This window comes from Actinoalloteichus spitiensis RMV-1378 (assembly GCF_000239155.1).
Lineage (GTDB): Bacteria > Actinomycetota > Actinomycetes > Mycobacteriales > Pseudonocardiaceae > Actinoalloteichus_B > Actinoalloteichus_B spitiensis.
This window is the reverse complement of sequence record NZ_AGVX02000254.1, coordinates 1-4,187: the sequence shown is the minus strand read 5'-3', so window position 1 is coordinate 4,187 and position 4,187 is coordinate 1. Positions and strand designations below refer to the sequence as shown.

The following is a 4,187-nucleotide window of genomic DNA, read 5'->3' as shown; positions in this document are numbered from 1 at the left end:
GCCGCTCCTGGCCGCTAGCCTCGGCCGAGGACAACCGAACACACGCGGGAGCTCGCGCCAGAGCGGGCTGAGAGGGCGATTCGTGCCGGGCACGGGCGTCGCCGACCGCAGGAACCTGTCCGGGTAATGCCGGCGTAGGGAGGTGCCGCGATGGCGGCCGAGTCTGTTCAGCCCAATCTCGGGGAGTCCGGGACCCCGAGGGTCACCACCGGTCCGATCAGCGGATCGCACAAGGTGCACGTCAGCACACCGTCCGGGCTGCGGGTTCCCCAGCGCCGGGTCACCCTCACCAACGGCGAGCACCTCGACCTCTACGACACCTCGGGCCCGTACACCGACACCGAGGCCGCCATCGACGTCCGACGCGGGCTCGACGAGCTGAGGACGACGTGGATCACCGAACGGGCGGCCACCGGCGGTGGCACCCAGCTGGCCCTCGCGCGAGCCGGCGTGATCACACCGGAGATGGAGTTCGCGGCGGTCCGCGAGGGAGTGCCGCCGGAGCTGGTGCGCGACGAGGTCGCCGCCGGCAGGGCCGTCATCCCGGCCAACCACCGGCATCCCGAGTCGGAGCCGATGGTGATCGGCAAGCGGTTCCTGGTCAAGGTCAACGCGAACATCGGCAACTCAGCGGTCTCCTCCTCGGTCGAGGAGGAGGTGGAGAAGATGGTGTGGGCGACCCGGTGGGGCGCGGACACCGTCATGGACCTGTCGACCGGTCGCCGCATCCACGAGACGCGGGAGTGGATCCTGCGGAACTCCCCCGTCCCGGTCGGGACGGTCCCGATCTACCAGGCGCTGGAGAAGGTGGGCGGGGACCCGGCCCGGCTCTCCTGGCCGGTCTACCGCGACACCGTCCTCGAACAGGCCGAGCAGGGGGTGGACTACATGACGGTCCACGCCGGTGTCCTGCTCCGGTACGTCCCGTTGGCCGCCCACCGCGTCACCGGCATCGTCTCCCGAGGAGGCTCGATCATGGCGGCGTGGTGCCTGGCGCACCACGAGGAGAGCTTCCTCTACACGCACTTCGAGGAGCTCTGCGAGATCTTCCGCGAGTACGACATCACCTTCTCGTTGGGGGACGGCCTGCGTCCCGGCTCGATCGCCGACGCCAACGACGAGGCGCAGTTCGCCGAGCTCCGCACCCTCGGAGAACTGACGCACGTCGCCCGCCGGCACGACGTGCAGGTGATGGTCGAGGGGCCCGGCCACGTCCCGATGCACCTGATCGAGGAGAACGTGCGGTTGGAGGAGGAGCTGTGCGGCGAGGCGCCCTTCTACACCCTCGGCCCGCTCGCGACGGACATCGCCCCGGCCTACGACCACATCACCTCCGCCATCGGCGCCGCGATGATCGCGCGGGCTGGCACCGCGATGTTGTGCTACGTCACCCCGAAGGAACACCTCGGGCTCCCGGACCGGGACGACGTCAAGACCGGCGTGGTCGCCTACCGGATCGCCGCGCACGCCGCTGACCTCGCCAAGGGCCACCCCCGGGCCAGGGAACGGGACGACGCCCTGTCCCGGGCACGCTTCGAGTTCCGGTGGGTGGACCAGTTCCACCTCGCCCTCGACCCGGACACGGCCCGGGCCTTCCACGACCAGACCCTGCCGGCGGAGCCGGCGAAGACCGCCCACTTCTGCTCCATGTGCGGCCCGAAGTTCTGCTCCATGCGCATCAGCCAGGACGTCCGGCGGTTCGCGGAGGAACGCGGGCTGACCACGGCGCGGGCGGTGGAGGAGGGCATGAAGGCCAAGGCGGCGGAGTTCACCGCCCGAGGCGGGTCCGTCTACCTGCCGGTGGTGGAGCGGTGAGCCCCCGCCCGACCCCCGCTCCGGGTGTGACACCCCGGACCGCCCTGACCATCGCGGGTTCGGACTCCGGTGGTGGCGCGGGGATCCAGGCCGACCTCAAGACCTTCCTCGCGTGCGGGGTGCACGGCATGTCCGCGATCACCGCCGTGACCGTCCAGAACTCCGTGGGGGTCAGCGGTTTCCACGAGGTACCGCCCGGCATCGTGCGGGACCAGGTCCGGGTGGTCACCACCGACATCGGCGCGCACGCCGTGAAGACGGGCATGTTGGCGAGCGCGGGGATCATCGAGGTGGTGGCGGAGACGTGTGACGAGCGCGGGATCGGGCGGGCGACCGGGATCCCGCTGGTGGTGGACCCGGTGGCCGCCTCGATGCACGGCGACTCCCTGCTGGCGGCCAGCGCGTTGGGGGCGGTCCGCGAGGCGCTGCTGCCCCGGGCCACGCTGGCCACCCCGAACCTCGACGAGGTGCGGCTGCTGACCGGCGTCGAGGTCACCACTCGCTCCGACCTGCGCAAGGCGGCGGAGGCCGTGCTGGCCCTCGGGCCGGAGTGGGTGCTGATCAAGGCGGGGCACCTGTCGGCGGACGCGGACTGCGTCGACCTGCTCGTGGGCGCTCGCGGCGACGTCGTCGAGCTGCCCGGGCCGCGACATCCGACGGGTCACACGCACGGCGGCGGGGACACCCTCGCCGCGGCCGTGACCGCCGCCCTGGCCCACGGTCTGGACCTCGTCGACGCGGTCCGGGCCGGGAAGCGCTACATCATGCGGGCGGTGGCCGCCGCCTACCCGCTCGGAGCTGGGGTCGGCCCCGTCTCGGCGTTCTGGCGGATCTCCGACGCCGCCTGGTGAGCCGCTCCGCCCCGGGACCGCCGGAGCCCTCGGGCCCGGCGCCCGCCGCGTTCCCAAGGATGGCGGGCCGGCCGGGATGAACGTCCTACCGCCAGCCAGGTGATCAACCAAAGGTTGATCAACGATCACTCCCCGTGATCGATCTGGTGGTGTCGCGGCCCGGGGCGGGTGCCGATCAGCCACCGGTTCGGCCCGTGGCCCCGGCCGGCGCGACCAGCCCCCATCCTCCGGTGCGCCCGGCCGTGCCGGTGGGGGCGGGGCCCGCGCCACCGGGGCGACCGGCGGGACGACGTCCCCGCCCGGGCCGAGGGCGGCGGAGGAGCGCCCCCGCCCGGCCCCAGTGCGGGTCGAGGCCCGTTCCGCGCCGGTACCTCGTGTCGGCGGGCCGCGCGCCGGTCGTGCGACCCGGCGTCCGCCAGCCGGGCGGTCGCACGGCCCGATCACGGCGCGATGCCCTGGCCGGGCGGTCACGATCCCGCCGCGCGCCGTTCCCGCGGGTAGGGGGCGCCGCCGGGCGGGGCGAGAGCGCGCAGCGGTCGACGGCGCCGTTCCCGCCGGGACGAGCCGTGGCCGGGGTGGGATCCGCTCCGGCGCCACATCCGGCTCCACGCCCGCGGGTCACCGCGTTCCCGGCCGGTCTCCACGCGGCACGGGGACGCCGGCGGCACCGTGGACGCCGCCGTAACGCTCCGCGTACCGGGGGCAATAACAGAGCAGGTGGCCCCGTGGGTCCGCGGGCCGCTCCCGGGCGAGGCCGCGGGGCGGAGCGGTGGGGCCGGCGCGAGATCGGGGGTTGCCGTGGCGGCAGGACGGTCGGCCAGACCTTTTCCTACTCTCGGGTGGTCCTTGCCCGCTGAGCGTGTAGTGCGGTCACTTCGTGTAATTGATCAGGGAACATTCTCGTCGTGGTTGGTTGGGTGCTGACAGGCATACGGGCGCGACCGTCGACTCGCCTGAGCGTGGAGCTGCCGGTCCGGCAACTCGTGATGACGGCCGTGGCGGTCGGACTCGCCACCGGCGTCGCGGCGCCGTTCGGCCTGGACCGGGTGGCCGTGCTCGGTGGACTCGTGGCGGTGCTCACGCTCGTCGGGGCGAGCGTTGGTCCGCTGCGGGCCGACCTGAGAGCGGTGGTGTGGTTGGGCCCGCTGCTCACCGCGGTCGTCGCGGTGGGCCCGTCCCTGGAGGGGGCCCCGGCCATCCTCGCGGCCTCGCTCGTCGTCCTGGGGGCGGGCATGCTGCCCGCCCTGGGCAGCGGTTACCTGCGGGTCGGCCAGGTCACGGCCACCACCACCCTGCTCGCCGTGACCACCGGCCTCGGCGAGGGCCAGAACCCGGCCCTCCTGGCGGCGGGCGGAGCCTGCGGGGTGGTGCTGGCCGTCGTGGTCCGCGTGGCGGCGGGCAAGGACGACCCGTCCGGGCCGACCCGCGCCGCCGTGGCGGCGGCGCTCACCGACCAGACCCCGGGCGGCCTGCACGACGCCGCCCGGGTGTGGCGGGCCGACGGCACCCGGGCCCGGCTCG

Annotated in this window: 2 protein-coding genes and 1 pseudogene; all 3 read left to right on the top strand. The window is 74.0% G+C overall.

Annotation, left to right across the window (positions count from 1 at the left end):
* Positions 1–150: 150 nt before the first annotated feature.
* Positions 151–1,815 (top strand): phosphomethylpyrimidine synthase ThiC, encoded by a 1,665-nt coding sequence (gene thiC / locus ACTIDRAF_RS0212485; RefSeq protein ID WP_016699078.1) that lies wholly within the window; start codon positions 151–153, stop codon positions 1,813–1,815.
* A 26-nt stretch (positions 1,816–1,841) separates the two neighbouring features.
* Entirely contained in the window at positions 1,842–2,666 is an 825-nt protein-coding gene (gene thiD, locus ACTIDRAF_RS0212480) for a bifunctional hydroxymethylpyrimidine kinase/phosphomethylpyrimidine kinase (protein WP_016699076.1), read from the top strand.
* A gap of 917 nt (positions 2,667–3,583) precedes the next feature.
* Positions 3,584–4,187: pseudogene (locus tag ACTIDRAF_RS28555) on the top strand (FUSC family protein); the annotation flags it as partial.

Coding starts and splice junctions, on each gene's coding strand:
- thiC (WP_016699078.1), top strand. CDS start 151: ATGGCGGCCGAGTCTGTTCAGCCCAATCTCGGGGAGTCCGGGACCCCG.